General features: G+C 66.7%; 14 protein-coding genes and 1 pseudogene. 10 read left to right on the forward strand and 5 right to left on the reverse strand.

From position 1 onward, the window contains the following. Window positions 1–461: 461 nt before the first annotated feature. The 3 genes from OHA42_RS08335 (at window position 462) to OHA42_RS08345 (ending at window position 3,432) form a co-directional block, all read left to right on the forward strand. Complete coding sequence (locus tag OHA42_RS08335; protein WP_406235909.1) at window positions 462–2,195, forward strand: alpha/beta hydrolase; 1,734 nt, start codon at window positions 462–464, stop codon at window positions 2,193–2,195. Then, window positions 2,192–2,839 (forward strand): CPBP family intramembrane glutamic endopeptidase, encoded by a 648-nt coding sequence (locus tag OHA42_RS08340; RefSeq protein WP_406235911.1) that lies wholly within the window; start codon window positions 2,192–2,194, stop codon window positions 2,837–2,839. Before OHA42_RS08335 ends, OHA42_RS08340 begins: the two co-directional genes overlap by 4 nt. 224 nt (window positions 2,840–3,063) lie before the next feature. Next, window positions 3,064–3,432 (forward strand): sterol carrier family protein, encoded by a 369-nt coding sequence (locus tag OHA42_RS08345; protein WP_406239214.1) that lies wholly within the window; start codon window positions 3,064–3,066, stop codon window positions 3,430–3,432. Window positions 3,433–3,525: 93 nt separating this feature from the next. On the opposite strand, the gene OHA42_RS08350 is transcribed toward OHA42_RS08345, so the two are convergent. Beyond that, on the reverse strand, window positions 3,526–4,800 hold the full coding sequence (locus tag OHA42_RS08350) for a YhgE/Pip domain-containing protein (protein ID WP_406239216.1): 1,275 nt from the start codon (window positions 4,798–4,800) through the stop codon (window positions 3,526–3,528). Between the two features lie 228 nt (window positions 4,801–5,028). Here OHA42_RS08350 and purF point away from each other — a divergent pair, with 228 nt between their 5' ends. The 6 genes and pseudogenes from purF (at window position 5,029) to purM (ending at window position 14,421) form a co-directional block, all read left to right on the forward strand. Beyond that, window positions 5,029–6,633, forward strand: a complete 1,605-nt coding sequence (purF, locus tag OHA42_RS08355; protein ID WP_406235913.1) for an amidophosphoribosyltransferase — start codon at window positions 5,029–5,031, stop codon at window positions 6,631–6,633. Between the two features lie 567 nt (window positions 6,634–7,200). After that, a complete protein-coding gene (locus OHA42_RS08360; protein WP_406235915.1) occupies window positions 7,201–8,781 on the forward strand; it encodes an ABC transporter substrate-binding protein in 1,581 nt (526 codons plus the stop codon). Window positions 8,782–8,879: 98 nt separating this feature from the next. Continuing rightward, window positions 8,880–9,890: an ABC transporter permease gene (locus tag OHA42_RS08365; protein ID WP_406239218.1), complete on the forward strand. Its 1,011-nt coding sequence runs from the start codon at window positions 8,880–8,882 to the stop codon at window positions 9,888–9,890. A 92-nt stretch (window positions 9,891–9,982) separates the two neighbouring features. Then, window positions 9,983–10,843: pseudogene (locus OHA42_RS08370) on the forward strand (ABC transporter permease); the annotation flags it as partial. 556 nt (window positions 10,844–11,399) lie between these two features. Then, window positions 11,400–13,133 carry an ABC transporter ATP-binding protein gene (locus OHA42_RS08375; protein WP_406235917.1) on the forward strand — a complete coding sequence of 578 codons (1,734 nt, stop codon included), beginning with the start codon at window positions 11,400–11,402 and terminating at the stop codon, window positions 13,131–13,133. Between the two features lie 208 nt (window positions 13,134–13,341). Beyond that, on the forward strand, window positions 13,342–14,421 hold the full coding sequence (gene purM, locus OHA42_RS08380) for a phosphoribosylformylglycinamidine cyclo-ligase (RefSeq protein WP_328408791.1): 1,080 nt from the start codon (window positions 13,342–13,344) through the stop codon (window positions 14,419–14,421). 179 nt (window positions 14,422–14,600) lie between these two features. Here purM and OHA42_RS08385 read toward each other — a convergent pair whose 3' ends face one another. The 4 genes from OHA42_RS08385 to OHA42_RS08400 form a co-directional block, all read right to left on the reverse strand. After that, window positions 14,601–14,819, reverse strand: coding sequence for a DUF3073 domain-containing protein (locus tag OHA42_RS08385; protein ID WP_328408793.1), 219 nt, complete (start codon window positions 14,817–14,819; stop codon window positions 14,601–14,603). Between the two features lie 174 nt (window positions 14,820–14,993). Then, window positions 14,994–15,947: an asparaginase gene (locus OHA42_RS08390; RefSeq protein ID WP_406235920.1), complete on the reverse strand. Its 954-nt coding sequence runs from the start codon at window positions 15,945–15,947 to the stop codon at window positions 14,994–14,996. A gap of 55 nt (window positions 15,948–16,002) precedes the next feature. Then, a complete protein-coding gene (locus OHA42_RS08395; RefSeq protein WP_406235922.1) occupies window positions 16,003–16,704 on the reverse strand; it encodes an MOSC domain-containing protein in 702 nt (233 codons plus the stop codon). A gap of 73 nt (window positions 16,705–16,777) precedes the next feature. Then, window positions 16,778–17,893, reverse strand: a complete 1,116-nt coding sequence (locus tag OHA42_RS08400) for a YgfZ/GcvT domain-containing protein (RefSeq protein WP_406235925.1) — start codon at window positions 17,891–17,893, stop codon at window positions 16,778–16,780. A gap of 185 nt (window positions 17,894–18,078) precedes the next feature. Here OHA42_RS08400 and OHA42_RS08405 point away from each other — a divergent pair, with 185 nt between their 5' ends. Further along, entirely contained in the window at window positions 18,079–18,999 is a 921-nt protein-coding gene (locus OHA42_RS08405; protein ID WP_406235928.1) for an aminodeoxychorismate lyase, read from the forward strand. Window positions 19,000–19,124 lie beyond the last annotated feature (125 nt).

Consider the following 19,124-nt stretch of genomic DNA (forward strand, 5'->3'; position numbering starts at 1 on the left):
TTTGATCGGGCCGACTTCTCCCGACATACCGAGCGACCGCGGAGCGAGCTTTACGAACGACCGTTCGCGGCCGGCACCCACACAACCGATACAGCGCGCCACAGTCGCGAGCTTCCCACCAAAGCACGCACCACGGAGCGAGTTTTACGAGCGACCGTTCGCAGCTAGCACCTACGCAACCGATACAGCGCGCCACAGTCGCGAGCTTCCCACCAAAGCACGCACCACGGAGCGAGTTTTACGAGCGACCGTTCGCGGCCGGCTCGCGTCCGAGTGGCCGAAGCGCATGCGACGAAGTCGCGAGTCTCGGCCGCTCGGACGCGAGCCTTGGGGGCCGCGAACACGCAGCGCCGCAGGCGCTGCAAAACAAACACAGCATACTGGTCGGGTGATGATCGTTTCGGACCCGCCGACGCCACCCGTGCCCGACCGTCGCAGCGTGCCGTCACGCTGAGCCGATCGTGCTCGAGACCGCTACGACCCTGACGAAGCTGCGTACGCGTGGCGTCGTTGTCGTGCGGCGCGCCGAGGACATCATCGACCTGAACTATGTGGGGCTGATCGTTGCGACGGTGTTCTTCGCGCTGTCGGTGACGCCTTCGCTCGTCCCGCGCGACTGGCTGTTCCAGGGCCTGATCAGCGGTGTCAATGCCGCGCTCGGCTACGGCCTCGGCTGCCTGCTGGAGTGGGTGTTCCGGGTGTGGATTCGACCGCGAGTCACCCTTCCCGCACCGCCGACCTGGGTGCGCTACGCGGTGAAATCCGCCATCCTGCTGACCGCCGCATTGAGCGCGGGTCTGATGCTCGTGCAATCGGCGCGCTGGCAGCGGGAGATCACCACGCTGATGGACATGGAGGGCACCACCACCCCCGCCTACCTGCGCACCGGACTGCTCAGCGTGGCCGTCGGCGCGGCGGTGGTCGCCGGGTACCGGACGCTGCGCGAGATCATCCTCTTTCTGGCCCGCCAGCTCAATCGTTGGGTGCGGGTGCCGCGCGAGCTCGCGCCGACCGCCGGGTTCCTGGTGCTGGTACTGCTGGTCGTCACAATCTTCAACGGCGTGGCCTCGCGCGCTTTCTTCGCCGTGGCCAACTCGGCCTTCAGCGTGCGCAACGATTACACCTCCCCCAACGCGGTACCGCCGTCTCAACCCGAGCGGTCCGGTAGCCCGGCGTCATTGGCGAAATGGGACTCGCTGGGTTTCGAGGGGCGGTGGTTCGTTTCGCACGGTCCCTCCGCCCATCGGATCACGGCGGTCACCGGTCGGCAGGCCCGCGAGCCGATCAGGGCCTATGTGGGCTTGGAGTCGGCGGCCGACGGCGAGGCGCAGGCGCAACTCGCGGTATCCGAGCTGGACCGCACCGGTGCCTTCGACAGGAAGGTGATCGTGGTGGTCACCACAACCGGCACCGGCTGGGTGAATTCGATGGCGACCGGTGCCATCGAGTACATGTACGGTGGCGACACCGCGATCGTCGCCTCGCAGTACTCGTACCTGCCCAGTGTGCTGTCGTTCCTCGCCGACCGCAGCAAGGCCATGGACGCGGGCAAGCGGCTCTTCGATGCGGTGTACCAGCATTGGAAGGCACGGCCGCCGGAGTCTCGGCCGAAGCTGCTCGTGTATGGGGAGAGCCTGGGTTCGCAGGGTTCGGAGGCGGCCTTCGATGGGCTCGCGGACCTGCGGGCACAGGTGGACGGCGCGCTGTGGGTGGGTCCGCCGAACTCCAATCGGCTGTGGCAGCAGTTCGTTTCGCGGCGTGACCCCGGGTCCAGGGAGGTGCAGCCGGTGTACGCGGACGGCCTCGTCGTCCGATTCGCCAGTGACAGCGCCGATCTCGTCAGACCGGGTCCCGAATGGCGGTCACCACGCATCGCCTATCTGCAACACGCTTCCGACCCGATCGTGTGGTGGTCGCCCGATCTGATCCTGTCCCAACCGGATTGGCTCTCGGAGCCACGCGGCGCCGATGTCTCCTCGCAGATGCGCTGGTGGCCATTCGTCACCTTCTGGCAGGTTGCCGCCGACCTCACCAATGCTCAGGGCGTCACCGATGGGCACGGTCATCGCTACGGCAGTCTGGTACTCGATGGCTGGGTAGCCGTGGCGCAGCCGCCGGATTGGACCGCTGAGCTCTCCGACAAGATCCGCAGGCAGCTCGAGGCCGCCGAGGACTACGAGCGGGAGACCAAGTGAGTGACGGCGCCACGGGCGCGAAGAGTGCTGCTGCTATTGCCACTGCGCTGCTGTGGAGCAATGGGCTGCTGCCACGTCTCGGTCTCGATGTGCGCGGCAGGACCGCTGCCAATGCGGGATTCGCCACCGGTTATGCGCTGGTGTTCGGTAGCAGGGCGAACTGGTGGTCGGTTCGTGGACTGCGCTACGGGCTGGCGTCGGCGGCCGTTGTTGTCGCGGGCTACGGTGCGGCCGTTGCTGTTCCGGGAGTGCGGAGCCGGCTGCGCGAGTTCGCCGATCGTGGCCCGGATGTCACGCCCGCGGAGTGGATCGCCGTGCATATCCCGATCGGCACGGTCTACAGCGAGGAACTGGTCTTCCGCGGCACCCTGGATCCGTTGCTGGACACTACCTTCGGCACGCGAGCGGGAATTCTCCTCGGCGCGAGCACCTTCGGCCTGTGGCATATCCACCCGGCCCGCGCCGCGGGCGACAGTGTCGCGGTGACCGTTGCCGCAACCGCGCTCGGTGGCCTCGTCTTCGGCCTGCTCCGCCGCCGCTCCGACAGCGCCGCCGCTTCTGCCCTGCTGCACCTGGCCGTCAACGCGGGCGGAGCGCTCGCCCCCTGGCTTGCCGCTCGGTGGGCTCACCGATCGACGCGCTGACCGAGCGGCGACTCGCCCTGCGACCCCTGACTGGTCGGTGCCGGTGGACTCGCGCCGTGCGATGGTGGTCACTGCGCGGGCCGGTACGCACTTGTTCGACGTCGGTGTGTGCCGAGTCGGCGGCGGCAGGGCTTGTTCCGTGCGGTCTGGCCCCGGCGCGGCATTCGGTGACGGTGCGCGTCAGTATTCTCGGCACAGTGGCGGGAAAGTCGACAGTGGATCCGATGGCGTTGCGGGTGGCGGTAGCGGCGGTGAGCGAGTGGTTGCGGGACGAATCCGCCCCGACACCAGCCCGGACCGAGCTCGCCGCGGCGGTTCGCACGACTGTGCGTGCGCTGGCCGCGTCTGCGCCCGGGCATTCGGTGGAGGTGCGGGTGCCGCCGTTCGTCGCGGTGCAGTGCATCGAAGGGCCGCGGCACACCAGGGGCACGCCGCCGAATGTCGTCGAGACCGATCCACGCACCTGGCTGCTGCTCGCCACCGGCCTGCTCGAATTCGCCGGCGCGGTGGACGTCGGTGCGGTGACCGCGTCCGGGAGCCGGGCCGCGGAGGTCGCGCACTGGCTGCCGGTCACTCGGCTGGTCACGGACTGACGAGCATCAGTCGTCGGCTGCCGCGTCTGCCGACCTGTTGAGCAGCGCATTCCGGTGTGCGGTCCGATCGGGCCGGACGCGGAGTCCGGCCGATCAGCCGGCGGCGGGGGCGGTCGCGCCGCGGTGCAGGCCCTTGCGGTCGTAATAACGGGTGATGATCGCGCCGAAGACCAGGCCGACCGCTAGCCCGAGCACGACCATCCAGAAACCACGGGCCAGACCCGCGTCATAGTTTCCGTCGAAGTAGAGGATGGCGCGAACGCCGAGGAAGACCTGATGCATCGGCTCGAATTCGGCCAGCCAGCCGAAGTACTTCGGGGTGGCCTCGATCGGCACCGTGCCGCCCGAGGAGGGCAGGCCGAGGACGATGAACAGGATCAGGTTCACCAGCAGGCCCGCGGAGCCGATCGCGGCGAGCACCGAGAGGCCGGTGATACCGACGGCGATGATCGCGAACGTGCTGTAGAGGAACAGACCGAGCGGATGGTCGATCGGCATGCCGAGTGCGTTCGCAACGACGAGGTAGATCGCCGCGACGATAGTCGCCGTCAGCACCATCACTCCCCACTTGATCAGCAGCGTGTGGAAGCGCGAGATCGGCGTCGGCGGGAAGTGCACAAACCACGGTCCGTACTCGGTCGGCACGAAGCCGAGTGCGGCATCGACCATGGTGTGAATTGTCATAGAGCCGACCAGCCCGGCCAGCAGCAGCAGCAGGGCGAAGAAGAAGGCGGTGAGACCTTGGCCGGTTCCGCTGGGCAACGGCCGGAACGGCTCGACGACGATCTGTAGCGGATCCGCCAGCGCGATTCGGGTGGCCCCGGTCAGTTCGGGTGCCGGTGGCTCACCGGGCGGCGCGGACAGCTGGGCCCGCACCTGATCGGTCAGCTGCTTGCCGACCTGCGCGTTCACTTGCGGCAGCGCCTGGGCGCCGATGCGGTTGACGATCTCGGTGGCGAAGGCGCCGGTGCGCGGATTGGTCTGCAGCGTGATGATCGGGCGCTCGATATCGCCGGGAATCACGCTGCCGACGCCGAAAATGCCGAGCCGCTTGCTGAAATCGCTCGGAATGATGATGGCGCCGTAGACCTTGCCGTTCTGCATCTGGAGTTGCGCCTCGTTGATGCCGAGCACGCGCAGGTCGATTCGGTCGGCGGGCACGGCCTGCTCCAGACCGGCGGCCACCTGGTCGCCGAAATTGACTCGCTTCTCCTGACCCGGCGCACCGATCGTGTCGCCGACATCCTGGTTGACGAGCGCGATGGGGAAGTCGTGCAGGTTCTGCTCCGGATCGACGACATAGTCGAGGTACATGATGCCCAGCAGCGTGGTCAGCAGGGTCAGGACCGCGACGGGCAGCAACACCATGCGAAGCCAGTGGCGCCGCGGTGACCCTCCCGTTGCGCCCCCTGCTGTCCCGCCGCCGGTGTCCGCACTGTCGGTAGTCGTCACGGGTCGCACGGTAACAGCTGACCCGGTCGGAATCGGGCAGCTTACCGCGGCGATTGCTGCCCGGATGCGGCGTCGGTGATCGCGCACAGAAAATCACCCGTAGAATGACCATTGCCCCCAGCCCGCCCGAACAGGGAGCAAACGGTGACCAACGCCGAACTGCCGGTCGACAGCAGCATGCCTGTTGAAATCAACTCTGCCGCCACACCGGATCAGGATGAGAACGAGCCACGCGAAGAGTGTGGTGTGTTCGGAGTCTGGGCGCCGAGTGAAGACGTGGCCAAGCTCACTTACTACGGCTTGTATGCGTTGCAGCACCGTGGCCAGGAGGCGGCGGGCATCGCCGTTTCCGATGGTTCGCAGATCCTGGTCTTCAAGGATCTCGGGCTGGTCAGCCAGGTGTTCGACGAGCAGACCCTGGCCGCTATGCCGGGTCACATCGCCATCGGCCACTGCCGCTACTCCACCACCGGCGGCGTCACCTGGGAAAATGCCCAGCCGATCTTCCGTACCACTGCCGTCGGTTCCGGACTTGCCTTGGGCCACAACGGCAATCTGGTCAATACCTCCGAATTGGCAGGCCGGGCAAGGGAACTCGGGCTGATCGGCGGCGCAACCGTGTCCGGCGGCCGCCCGGCGCCGATCGCGGCAACCTCGGACTCCGATGTGGTGACCGCGCTGCTCGCGCACGCCGCGGCGGACTCGAGCATCGAGCAGGCGGCGATGGAGCTGCTGCCGACGCTGAAGGGCGCGTTCTGCCTGACCTTCATGGACGAGCACACCCTGTACGCCGCGCGCGACCCGCACGGTGTGCGTCCGCTGTGTCTCGGCAGGCTCGATCGTGGCTGGGTTGTTGCCAGCGAAACCGCCGCACTCGACATCGTCGGCGCGGCCTTCGTCCGTGAGATCGAGCCGGGCGAACTACTGGCGATCGACGCCGAGGGTGTCCGGTCGATGCGCTTCGCCAACCCGGAGCCCAAGGGCTGTGTCTTCGAATTCGTTTACCTGGCCAGGCCGGACAGCACCATCTCCGGTCGTTCGGTGCACGCAACTCGGGTGGAGATCGGACGGCTGCTCGCCAAGGAGCATCCCGTCGAGGCCGACCTGGTGATCCCGGTTCCGGAATCCGGCACCCCGGCCGCGGTCGGTTACGCCCAGGGTTCCGGCGTGCCCTACGGGCAGGGCCTGATGAAGAACGCCTACGTGGGGCGCACCTTCATCCAGCCGAGCCAGACCATTCGCCAGCTGGGCATTCGACTCAAGTTGAATCCGCTGCGCGAGGTGATCCGCGGCAAGCGGCTCATCGTGGTCGACGACTCCATCGTGCGCGGCAACACCCAGCGCGCGTTGATTCGAATGCTGCGTGAGGCAGGCGCATTGGAGATCCATGTGCGGATCGCGTCGCCGCCGGTGAAGTGGCCGTGCTTCTACGGCATCGACTTCGCTTCGCGCGCCGAGCTGATCGCCAACGGTGCGGGCGCGGAAGACAGCTACGCCGATATGGTCGAGGGCGTGCGCCGCTCGATCGGCGCCGACACCCTCGGCTACATCTCCACCGAAGGCATGATCGCCGCGACCGAACAGCCGCGCTCGCGACTGTGCTGCGCGTGCTTCGACGGCGACTACCCGATCGCGCTGCCCACGGAGGCGGCGATCGGCAAGAACGTGCTCGAGGGCATGCTCAGCGGGCAGTCCGAGGCAATGTTGCTGGGCGACAACGCGAATGCGAGCGCACTGAGCCGTCCTTGAGGCTCGATATCCCGGGTGCGCCGGCGGCGCCCCGGGAACTCGGACGCTGTTTTCGAGCCTCGCTTCGAGTCCTCTCCGTCCTGAGAACTCGCGTATACGTATCGGCGAAGGCCGCGAATTACCGTGGTCTACGCACGTTGTGATGACCCACTGAACCCCGACCCGATTGCGCGTCGGCGAAGCCGTGTCCAGCCTTCCGGGGGTGCGGTGAACGAGCAAAATCATTTGCGGTGTTTCAGCGCTGCGCGCCTTGGGTACCGCCGTACCGCTGTCCAGTCACGTGACGTGGCATCCTCGAGACACCCCAGCCGCCGTTTCGGCGTGAACCTGGTCATTCGACCGGTGAGCGGGGGTGGCCGCTGCGCCATAGGCAACGGCTGATACCGCCCCGGCAATTTTTTCTTTGAAAACGCAACCTGTCGGAAATGGTTCGTGGGTACGGTGCCCGGTTATATCGGAAGTTCACCGTGTCCGTACCGGGGCCTGTGATCCAGGAGAACGCGGTGCGGCGCTCGAGAAGTGGGGCCGGAGATGTTGGTTTCAAGGACGCCTGGAGAACGAAAGCGGATGCGAGCCTTCGCGGCCATCGGCGCGGCAGCGCTACTGGCGGCCGGTCTCGCGGGCTGTGGTTCCGGACGGACCGGGGAGGGAGGTGGCGGCGCCGGGCTGGTTGCCGGCACCACGGACAAGATCTTCTCGTTGGATCCCGCCGCCGCCTACGACAACGGATCGCTGCTGGTCGAGACTCAGATCTATTCGTATCTGCTGAACTTCACCCCCGGTGATGCGACGCCGAAGCCGGACGCCGCGGAGAAGTGTGAGTTCTCCACACCGACCATGTACACCTGCAAGCTGAAGTCCGGGCTGAAGTTCGCCAACGGGAATCCCTTGACCGCCACCAGCGTCAAGTTCTCCTTCGACCGGATGGTCAAGATCAACGATCCCAACGGACCCGCCTCACTGCTTGGCAATCTGGACAAGACCGACGTCGTCGATGACCTGACCGTCGCGTTCACCCTGAAGGTCGGCAACGATCAGACCTTCCCGGCGATCCTGCCCACCCAGGCCGGTCCCATCGTGGACGAGAAGGTCTACCCGGCCGACAAGGTCATGGCCGATGAGGACGTGGTGAAGGCCAAGGGCTATTCCGGGCCGTACACCATTGCGAGCTACGACAAGAACAAGCTGGTCGAGTACAAGGCGTACCCGGACTACAAGGGCATTCTCGGGACCCCGAAGACCTCGACGGTCTCCACCAAGTACTACGCGACTTCCGACAACATGAAGCTCGACCTGCAGAACGGTGCGCTCGATGTCGGCTACCGGTCCTTCACGCCGACCGACATCGAATCGCTGCGCGGCAACGACAAGGTCAAGGTGTACGACGGTCCCGGCGGTGAGCTGCGCTACATCGTGTTCAACATGAACACCATGCCGGGCGGCACGCCGGAGCAGAAGCTCGCGGTGCGTAAGGCCATGGCGTCCTCCATCGACCGTCCGGCGCTGGCCGAGGGCGTCTACAAGAGCACCTACAAGCCCGCCTACGGCTATGTGCCGCAAGGTATGCCGGGCGCCGCCGAGCCGCTCCAGGAGCTCTACGGCGCGAAGCCGAACAAGGACGCGGCCGCCAAGTTCCTCGCCGATGCAGGTGTGGCGACGCCGGTCGAGCTGAACCTGCAATACAACCCGGATCACTACGGCTCCAGCAGCTCCGAGGAGTACGCAGCGATCAAGTCCCAGCTCGAGGCATCCGGGCTGTTCAAGGTGAACCTGCAATCCACCGAATGGGTTACCTACCAGCGTGAACGTGCGCGTGACGGCTACCCGCTCTACCACTTCGGCTGGTTCCCGGACTTCCCGGACGCGGACAACTACCTGACCCCGTTCTTCGCGCCGAACAACTTCCTGCAGTCGCACTTCGAGGATCCGAAAGTCACCGCGCAGCTCACCGCGGAGGTGACCGAGCCGGACAAGGACAAGCGGGTCAAGCTGATCGAGGCCGTGCAGCGTGACCTCGCGCAGAACTACCTGCCGACGCTTCCTTTGTTGTCGGGTAAGCAGATTGCGGTAGCGAATCCCAAGGTCCAGGGGGTGCCGCAGACACTCGACGCCTCGTTCAAGTTCCGCTACACGGTACTGAGCAAGTGACATCCGGTGAAGCCGGGCTCGAGGCATCGCCTCGGGCCCGGCGGTTCGGGCTGCTGCGCCGCGTCAAGGGGGGTGGCGGGGATTCCCGTCAGCTCGCGCTGCTGCGGTACTTGGGGATTCGGCTGCTGCTGATTCTGCCGACCGCATGGATTCTGGTGACGGTCGTGTTCTTCCTGATGCGGGTGATCGGCGATCCGATCAGTGCGGCGATGGGCGGCCGCATGACCCAGGAGCAGATCGAAGTGCGCAAGGAGGCGGCCGGGTTGAACCGGCCGATCCTGACCCAGTATTGGGAGTACATCTCCGGGCTCATGCACGGGGATTTCGGTCACTCCCAAGACAATCGGCAGATCAGCGAGGTCGTGACGACCTACGGTGCGGCGACCCTGGAGCTGGTGTTCTGGGCGCTGCTCGTGGCCTTCGCGGTCGGCGTGCCACTGGGCAGATACGCGGCGACGCATCGTGATTCGACCGCCGACGCCGGGCTGCGGATGTTCGCCATCCTGGCCTACGCGGCGCCGGTCTTCTTCGTCGGCATGCTGCTCAAGTTGATCTTCGCGGTGAAACTGGACTGGTTGCCGGTCGCGGGCCGGGCCAGTACACCGGTGGAGCTGGAGCTGCAGCATGTTTCGCCGAAGACCAACATCATGGTGATCGACGCCATTCTCTACGGAGACGGCGGCTATCTCGTCGACGTGTTGAAACATGCTGTGCTGCCTGCGATTGCGCTCGGTCTGCTGACCGCGGGAATCTTCCTGCGGCTGGTGCGCATCAATCTGATCCAGACGCTACGCAGCGACTATGTGGACGCCGCGCGGGCCCGCGGGCTCTCATCGCGCGTGGTGACCGGCCGACATGCCGTGCGTAACGCGATGATTCCCATTGTCACGGTGATGGGTATGTACATCGCGATGATGCTGGGCGGGGCGGTGCTCACCGAGACGACCTTCGAATGGAAGGGGCTCGGCTATCAGCTCGCGGAGTATCTGCACCAACGTGACTTCATCGCAGTGCAGGGCATTGTCGCGTTCGTCGCACTCGCCGTCGCAGCCATGAGCTTCCTGGTGGATGTCATCGTCGCACTGATCGACCCGAGGGTGAGGTTCTGATGACCGCACCGGAATTGGCCAACGAGCCGGTGATCGTGCCGCCGGTGTCGCCCGGTGGGCGCAGGCGATTGCCAGGGCTGCGACTGTTGACGATGACCGCAGGGTTGCAACGGGTGACGCTGATCATCGGTCTCGGCCTGGTCGCGCTGTTCGTGCTCACGGCGATCTTCGCGCCGTTGATCGCCCCCTACGGGCTTGCCCAGAACTCTTCCGACGGAGTTGCTTTCGTTGCACAGCAGCCGCCGTCGGGGCAGCACTGGTTCGGGACATCGGTCCGCAGTGAGGACGTGTTCTCCCGGGTGATCTATGGCGCGCGCACCGCGCTCTATGTGATCGCCATCTCGCTGACACTGTCGTTGCTCATCGGTGTGCCGCTGGGTCTGGTGTCCGGATACGTCGGTCGCTGGGTCGACCGGATTCTCGTGCTCTTCATGGATGCGATCTACGCGTTCCCGACACTGCTGCTCGCAATCGTGGTGTCGATCGTGGTGGCGGGCGGCCAGTCGAGCAGCTTCGGCGGGGTGCTCTCCGCCGCGGTGGCGATCACGGCGATCTATGTGCCGCAGTACTTTCGGGTGGTACGCAACGCCACGGTGGCGGTGAAGAACGAACCGTATGTGGATGCGGCCCGCGTCACCGGCGCCTCCACCACGCGAATCCTGTTCCGGCATATCCTCGCCAATGTCACCCAGTCGTTGCCGGTGATCATCACCCTCAACGGCGCCGACGCCATCCTGACACTGGCCGCGCTCGGCTTCCTCGGTTTCGGCATCGAGCCGACCCAAGCCGCGGAATGGGGTTACGACCTGAACAAGGCGCTCAACGATGTCTCCAACGGCATTTGGTGGACCAGCATCTTCCCCGGTACCGCCATCGTCCTCGTGGTGCTCGGCATGACGCTGGTCGGCGAGAGTCTCAACGAGGCCCTCAACCCACTGCTGCGGACCCGCCGTGCCGTTGCGGTGTCAGCGGACGACAATCTCCCCGCCGGAGCCGCCGGAGCCGCCGGAGCCGCGGAGGTTGCCGAAGCTGCCGAAGCTGCCGAAGCTGCGGAGGTCGCCGAGGTCGGCGAGGTTGCCGAGGTCGGCGAGGTTGCCGAGGTCGGCGAGGTTGCCGAGGTCGGCGAGGTTGCCGAAGCTGCGGAGGTCGCCGAAGTCACCGAAGCCGATGGCGGCGAGAATTCCACTGCCGCAGTGGAAACCGATGCCGGTGCAGGCGATGGCTCCGCGGATGGCGGTGGCGGTGCTGCGCTGGAGAAGGCCGATCCCGACGAAACCTCGGGCGGCACCGGCGAAAAGGCTGTCGCGGCCGCCGACGACACTGCGCTGGACCAGGCCGATCCGGATGAAACCGTGAGTCCTGCCGACGACAAGGCTGCCCCTGCGGATGGTCGTGGGACCGCACCGGGCAAGGCCGATGCCAGCGAATCACCGAGTGCCGGAACCGAAACCGATGCTGCCGCCGACGGCAGCACCGAGCCGGGCGAGACGGTGCGGAAGGACAAGACCAATGAGTGAGCCAGCTGTGGTGGCCGATCGCCGACCGGCGTTGTCGATCGAATCGCTGTCGGTCACCTTCGCCACCGATGCCGGGCCCGTCTACGCCGTCAGCGATGTGTCCTATGAGGTGTTTCCCGGGGAGGTCCTCGCGATTGTGGGGGAGTCGGGCTCCGGGAAGTCGGTGAGCTCCCGCACGGCGATGGGCTTGCTGCCCGCGACCGCGCGGGTGCGCGGCCTTGTCACCCTCGGCACCGAGGCCATCACCTCGATGAGCGAGAAGCAGCTCACCGCGCTGCGGGGTGGCGCGATCTCGATGGTGTTCCAGGAGCCCGGCCTCGCGCTCGACCCACTGTTCACCGTCGGCTTCCAGATCAGCGAGGCGCTGCGGGCGCACAGCGACATGGGGCGCAAGGCAGCCAAAGCGCGTGCGGTGGAATTGCTTCGGCTGGTCGGTCTGCCCGACCCCGAGCATCGGGTCGACTACTACCCGCATCAACTCTCGGGCGGACAGAAGCAGCGCGTGGTGATCGCCATCGCCATCGCCTGCGAGCCGAAGGTGATCATCGCCGACGAGCCGACCACCGCGCTCGACGTCACCGTGCAGGCCGAAATCCTGGAGCTGCTGCGCGATCTGCGCGATCGCATCGGCAGCGCCATCGTGCTCATCACCCACAACATGGGGGTGGTCGCCGACCTCGCCGACCGGGTCGTGGTGATGCGCGACGGCCGGGTGGTCGAGGAGGCGCCGGTGGACGAGCTCTTCGCGAATCCGCGCGCGGACTACACCCGCGCGCTACTTGCGGCCGTGCCCCATCTCGGCACCGAACAGCTCCAGCACGGCCCGCCGAAGGATGTGACGATCGCGGGCGACCCGGTGCTCGAGGTATCCGACCTGGTGGTGCAATTCCCGGGGCCGTTCGGCAGGCCGGCGTTCCGGGCGGTGGACAACGTGACTCTGTCCATCGGGCCGGGCGAGACGCTCGGACTCGTCGGTGAATCGGGCTCGGGCAAATCGACCATCGGCCGCTGCGTCGCCGCGTTGCAACGTCCGACGTCCGGCGTTGTCCGGGTCCGCGGGCAGGACATCGCCGGGCTGTCGCAGCGACAACTGCGGCCGATCCGGCGGCGCTTCGGTTTCGTCTTCCAAGACCCGGCCAGCTCGCTCAACCCGCGGCTCACCGTCGGTGACTGCGTCGCCGAGCCGTTGATCGTGCACAAGATGGGCACCGCGACTCAGATTCGCGACCGGGTGCGGCATCTGCTCGAAGACGTGCAACTGCCGGCCGGCACCGATCGCCGCTATCCGCATGAACTGTCCGGCGGCCAGCGCCAGCGTGCCAGTCTGGCAAGGGCCCTTGCGCTGGACCCCGATCTGCTGGTCGCCGACGAGCCGACCAGCGCACTGGACGTCTCGGTGCAGGCCGCCGTGCTGGAGCTGTTCGGCCAGCTGCAACGCGAATGCGGGTGGGCCTGCCTGTTCATCAGCCACGATCTCGCCGTGGTCGATCAGCTGGCCGATCGGATCGTGGTGCTACGCGATGGCGCGGTGGTCGAACAGGGCGATCGGGATCGGATTCTGCGTGCGCCGCAACAGGAGTACACGCAGCGCCTGGTTGCCGCCGTGCCGGTCCCCGATCCGGTGGAACAGCGCCGCCGCCGGGCCCGGACCGCGGGCCTGTTCGCGACCGAGCCCGGCGAATCGAGCATGACTCGCACCCAGGTGACGGATGGGGATCCGACGTGACAACCGATTTCGCTCGCGCATGGGTAACTCACCGGGTACGTCCAGAACTCGACTCGACACGGGACCGCCGGTCCGCGCGGAAGCTGTCGTGGCAGTTACCACCGGCGAAAGTCGCGGAGAGGCGGGGGAGCGCTGTGTGCTCGTTATCTGGCTCCGGTAGCGTGATCAGGCATCTATCCGCCGATTCGGTTTGGAGCTTTCCCCGAAAATGACTGAACAGACACCTAGTGGCGCCGGTGCCTCCTACGCCGCAGCGGGCGTGGACATCGAGGCCGGTGACCGCGCCGTCGAGTTGTTCGGACCATTGGCGAAGAAGGCCAGCCGTCCCGAAGTCCAGGGTGGCCTCGGCGGATTCGCCGGACTGTTCGCACTGAAGGGTGGCTACCGCGAGCCACTGCTCGCCGCCTCGACCGACGGCGTCGGCACCAAGATCGCCGTCGCGCAGGCCATGGACAAGCACGACACCGTCGGGCTCGACCTGGTCGCCATGGTCGTCGACGATCTGGTGGTGTGCGGCGCCGAGCCGCTGTTCCTGCAGGACTACATCGCCGTCGGCAAGGTGGTGCCGGAGCGGGTCGCCGAACTGGTCTCCGGCATCGCCGAGGGCTGCGTGCAGGCAGGCTGCGCGTTGCTGGGCGGCGAGACCGCCGAGCACCCCGGCCTGATGGATCCCGACGACTACGACCTGTCGGCGACCGGTGTCGGCGTGGTCGAGGCCGACGCGGTGCTCGGCCCGGATCGAGTGCGTCCCGGCGACGTGGTGATCGCGATGGGCGCGTCGGGCCTGCACTCCAACGGTTACAGCCTGGCCCGCAAGGTGCTGCTCGACATCAGCAGGATGTCGCTGACCGGGCACGTCGAGGAGTTCGGTCGCACACTGGGCGAGGAGCTGCTCGAGCCGACCAGGATCTACGCCAAGGACTGCCTTGCGCTCATCGCCGAAACCGATGTGCGCACCTTCGCGCATGTCACCGGTGGCGGTCTGGCCGCCAATCTGGGCCGGGTGCTGCCCGCGGGTCTGGTCGCCGAGCTCGATCGCGGCACCTGGAATCCCGCGCCGGTCTTCAAGATGATCGCCCAGCGCGGGCGGGTCGAGCGGGTCGAGATGGAGAAGACCTTCAACATGGGCGTCGGCATGGTTGCCGTCGTTGCGCCGGAGGATGTCGACCGGGCGCTTGCGGTGCTGACCGCGCGGCACATCGAATGCTGGACCCTCGGCACCGTCAAGAAGGCCAAGGATGCGGACGCGTTGCGCGCGGTCCTGGTCGGTGAGCACCCGAGGTTCTGACCGCCGCGGTCGGACACCATCGAACGCACAACAGAGTCCCACATCGGATGATGCGGGACTCTGTTGTCGTATGCAGGTGATTGTGTTGCAGGCCTAGATGTTCGCGTCCGCCAACACAGGGTCAATCGACGCATGAAAGCGGGGGAGGCCCTGGCCTCCCCCTCATACGTAGACGTGTGTCAGCGGCGCCAGTCGTCGTAGTTATCGTCGCTGTCCCAGCGGGACCGCGATTCGTCGACATCGTGCTCGTCGGAGATCACATCACTGCGCTGCGCGGTGTGGGGAGCACTGCTACCCGCCAACTCGCGCTGAAGGCTCGTGAAGTCGGTCGACGGAGAGCTGTACTTCAGCTCGCGTGCGACCTTGGTCTGCTTTGCCTTAGCCCGGCCACGGCCCATGGCTGACCCCCTCGCGTCACTGCGGGGCGGCCTGGGGTGGTTTGGCGGCCCCGTTCGAATTGATATCTTCCTGACAGACACTTTAGCGTGTGTCAGGCAGTCTCGCTTCCATGAGTGGGTGAAGAACTCGTCGAGTGGTGCCGTTTGCCCGGTTGTCGCCCTCGGCGCTCGGGCCTACACCACCCCGGGGATGGCACGGATGACGCCGACCCGAGCGCCGCCGCCGAGCACCGCGGGCGCCGCGAGCTCGGCATGCGCGTCGGTCCACTCGACGCCCATTCGGTGCAGAATGGCCAGCGTCAAGGGGATGCGAGCCCGATCGTGGCCGTCATCGATCTTGTACGCGAAGGCCGTTCCGTCCGGTAGCGCACCGGCATGCACCCCATCGGCGCCGATCTTGCAGACCAGGCCGGGGGTCGCCTGCATAGTCAATAAATCGGGCGCGTTCGTGCCGGAAATCACTCGCGGATGGGCGCGAATCGCGTCGGCGACGCGCCGTTCCGGCGCCTCGGGATCGGCCGTCGCCATGGTCGCGAAGGCGCGCGCGAGGTTGACCAACGAGACCGGAATGATGGGCAGCCCACAGCCATCGATACCGAGATCGGTCTCCGGTTCCCCGGTGAGGTCGGTGATGGTGGCGATCACCGACTGCTGCAGCGGGTGCGCCTCGTCGAGGTAGCCCGTGGTCGGCCAGCCGTTGACGGCGCAGGTGGCGAGCATCGCCGCGTGCTTGCCGGAGCAGTTCATGAAAACGGGGCTCGGCTCGACGGATCCGGCGAGCGCCGCGGCCCGCGCTTGCTCGCCCGACGGCAGGTCGGGCGGGCACGCGAGGGCCTTCTCGTCGAACCCGAACCGGTCGAGCAGCCTGCGCACCAGCGCGACATGATCGGGCTCGCCGTAATGCGAGGCCGTCGCGATGGCCAGCTCCGCGTCGTCGAGCGGTTCGAAGCCGTTGCGCAGCAGAGTGATCGCCTGCATCGGTTTGTTGGTCGAGCGCGGGAAGATCGGCAGGTGCACCTCGCCGAGCGCGAGGGTCGGCTCACCGTCGGCGCCGAGGATGACCGCCGAGCCGCGATGCACGCATTCGCGGAAACCGGAACGGACGACTTCGACCAGCTCGACGCTCATGACAGCACCTCGCCGAAGATCGGTTGCGTCGTGTCCTCGGTTTCACTGCGCTCGATCACAGTTGGGCTCCTGTCGCGAGTTCGTCGGCGCGCTGTTGTTGGGCGCGTTGTTCGTTCGCATGGCGGCGTGCGTGTCGCTCGATCTGCATTCGCACGTCGTCGGAGATCGACGGTTCGGCCTCGAGCAGCATCGCGAGCCGGTCCATGTCTTTGCCGGTGAAGAGATCACGGACGGTCACGCCGTGCTCGGGGACGTGCACCACCCGCACTTCGTCGCAGGCGCCGATGCTGCCCTCGGTCAGTACCCGCAGGTAGGCGCCGGTATCGCTCTGCAGGGTGAAGCGCCGGACCCACTGTGCCTCGTTGCTCCAGTGCTGGAAGGTGGCGCATGGCACGCGCGGTGCGCTCACCTCGAGCAGTGTGTCGCCGATCGACCAGCGGGCGCCGATCACCGCGTCACTGACCGCGAGTCCGGAGATCCGCAGGTTCTCACCGAACCAGCCTGCCGGCAGGTCGCGGCCGAGCTCCGCGGCCCAGCGTTCGGCGTCGGCCTGGGCATATGCGTAGACGGCCTGATGGGTACCGCCGTGATTCTTGATGTCGCATACGTGATCGCCGTCGAGGCCGAGCGACCGCACCGTCACCCGACCGGGCTGGGGCCGCTTGTCGATCGCGGTCTTGCCGACCCGGCCCGGCACCTGGAGTTCGGCATGCACGACACAGACCGCGAGCACGCGGGCAGAGTCATCGGGTTGCATCGAGCCTGCCCCTCTGTGTTTTGTTTGTCACGCCCGCGGCGGATGGACCTTTCGTCACCACAGCCGAACCAGCTCAGCGCCCGCGTAGCCGGTCGACCGCGAGCCTGCCCGCTTGGGGTGCGTCATCGGCGGGCACCGAATCCGGATCGATCGCGGCGGCACACGGTCCGGCCGTCAGTGCGGTATCGGCCGGGATGGTGCGCTTGATCAGGGCAAGAGCGATCGGGCCGAGTTCGTAGTGGTCGATGATGGTGCCGACGCGGCCGACCGCGCGACCGCCCGCGGTGACGTCGTCGCCGACGGCAGGACGGTCGTCGGCGGAGCCGTCGAGGTGCAGCAGCACCAGGTGGCGCGGCGGTTTGCCGAGGTTGTGCACTCGGGCGACGGTTTCCTGCCCGCGGTAGCAGCCCTTGTTCAGGTGGACCGCGCCGTGCTCGTCGATCCCGCCGATCCAGTGCACCTCGTGCGGGATAGTCCGCTCATCGGTGTCCAGCCCGACGCGCGGGCGCAGTGCCGCAACACGCAGCGCCTCGAAGGTCCACATGCCGGCGGGTTCCGCGCCCGCGGTGCTCAATCGGGTCCACAGATCGTCGAGCTGCGCACGCGGAATCACCAGATCGAAGGAATCGCCGGTCGGCCACGGCATCCGGCGCACGAAGCCGCCGCCGGGCAGCGGCACCGCATCGTAGGCGTCGGGCAGCGGCTCGGTCAGGCCGAGCGCCTCGGTCAGCCGGCTGGCCTGCGGACCGAGCAGGCTCAGCACCGCGTAATCGGCGGCTTCCGGCTTGGCGTCGGCCCAGAAGACCATTTTCTTCAGGAAATCGAGGAGCGCGGTTCCGCGGTCGGCCTCGGTGTCGATCCACAGCGTGCCGTCCAGATCGGTGAGCACGAAGTGGTGGAGCACTCGGCCGTTGAGATCGAGATCCAGATTCTCCGCCGACTTCCGGTCGCCCAGGTTCGCGATGTGCTGGCTGCTGATGGTGTGTAGCCAGGTCAACCGTTCGGCGCCGGTGATGCTCAGCACGAATCGGTGTGACCGATCGACGATCGCCACCCGTTCCACGGCTGCGCGTTGCTCCCCGAGGGGATCACCGTAATGCCATGCGACGGCGGCATCCGGCGAACCGGGTGCTCCCGCGACGGCGCCCGGGACAACAAGGATGGGGCTCGGTACAACGACCACGGACACGCCAACCACTCTAGGCGGGTGCCGAGCGGCGTGCCGTAGTCGGGCTACCGGCGGGTGTCCGATCGGGGAGCGGCACAGGAAACTTCGCCGCACAAGTCGCGCTCGGTCCGATACCAACCGGAATGGCCGCGAAACATTTGCCGTGACGTAGGCGCGGCCGGCGAACAGGGCCTACGCTTCCTCGCATGGTAGATCGAGTTCTGGTAACACTCGATGGCGCGGTCCGGGATCCGGACGCGCCGTTGTTATTTGCCGACGATATCGGCGTGCTTCGTGGTGACGGTGTTTTCGAGACGGTGCTGGTGCGTGCCGGCAATCCTTGTGCGATCGAGTTTCATCTAGGCAGACTGCGTCGTTCGGCGCAGGCGCTGGACTTGCCGGAGCCCGAATTGGGGCGGTGGCGCGAGGCGGTCGAGCAGGCTGCGAAGGAATGGGGCACCGAACGCGAGGGCCTGATGCGGCTGGTGTTCACGCGGGGTCGCGATACCGAACTTTCCGGCGCCAAGTCCTCGGTCACCTCCGGTGATCTCGCTGCCGCGGTGCCGGTGCCGACTTGCTACGTGCTGGTGCTGCCGGTGCCGGAGCGGGTGCAGCAGGCCAGGACCGATGGTGTTTCGGTGGTGACGCTCTCACGCGGTATCTCGGTGGATCTGGCGCAGGCCGCGCCGTGGCAGCTGCTCGGCGCGAAGACGCTGTCGTACGCCTCCAACATGGCGGCGCTGCGGTTCGCACACCGGATGGGCTCCGACGACGTGATCTTCACGAGCACCGAGAACCGGGTGCTGGAGGGTCCGCGTTCGACAGTGGTGATCGCCCGCGACAAGCAGTTGATCACTCCGCCTGCCAAGAACGGCATCCTGCCCGGCGTCACCCAGCGGGCGCTGTTCGCCGAAGCGGAGAAGGCGGGCTGGAAATGTGAATACAAGTCGCTGTTCACTGCCGATCTGCTCACCTGCGACAGCATCTGGATGCTGTCGAGCATCACGCTGGCCGCGCGGGTCAACGCGTTGGACGGTCTGCGCATGATGGCGCCGGACAATGCCGGGGAGATCGTCGAGCTGGTCGATCGAGGCGTCGGCAGGGCCGGTGCGATCGGGGATTGGTGAGTGCCTCGGGACGCCCTATCCCGTGATCTTCGTCCTACGACGACATGTAGGAGTTGTTGGCGAGCTCGGGAAATGGCCGTCCTGAGCCCGACAGCACGGTGTGTCGCGCGTTAAGTCTTCTTGAT

Source organism: Nocardia sp. NBC_01009, assembly GCF_045208035.1.
In the GTDB taxonomy this organism is placed as follows: domain Bacteria; phylum Actinomycetota; class Actinomycetes; order Mycobacteriales; family Mycobacteriaceae; genus Nocardia.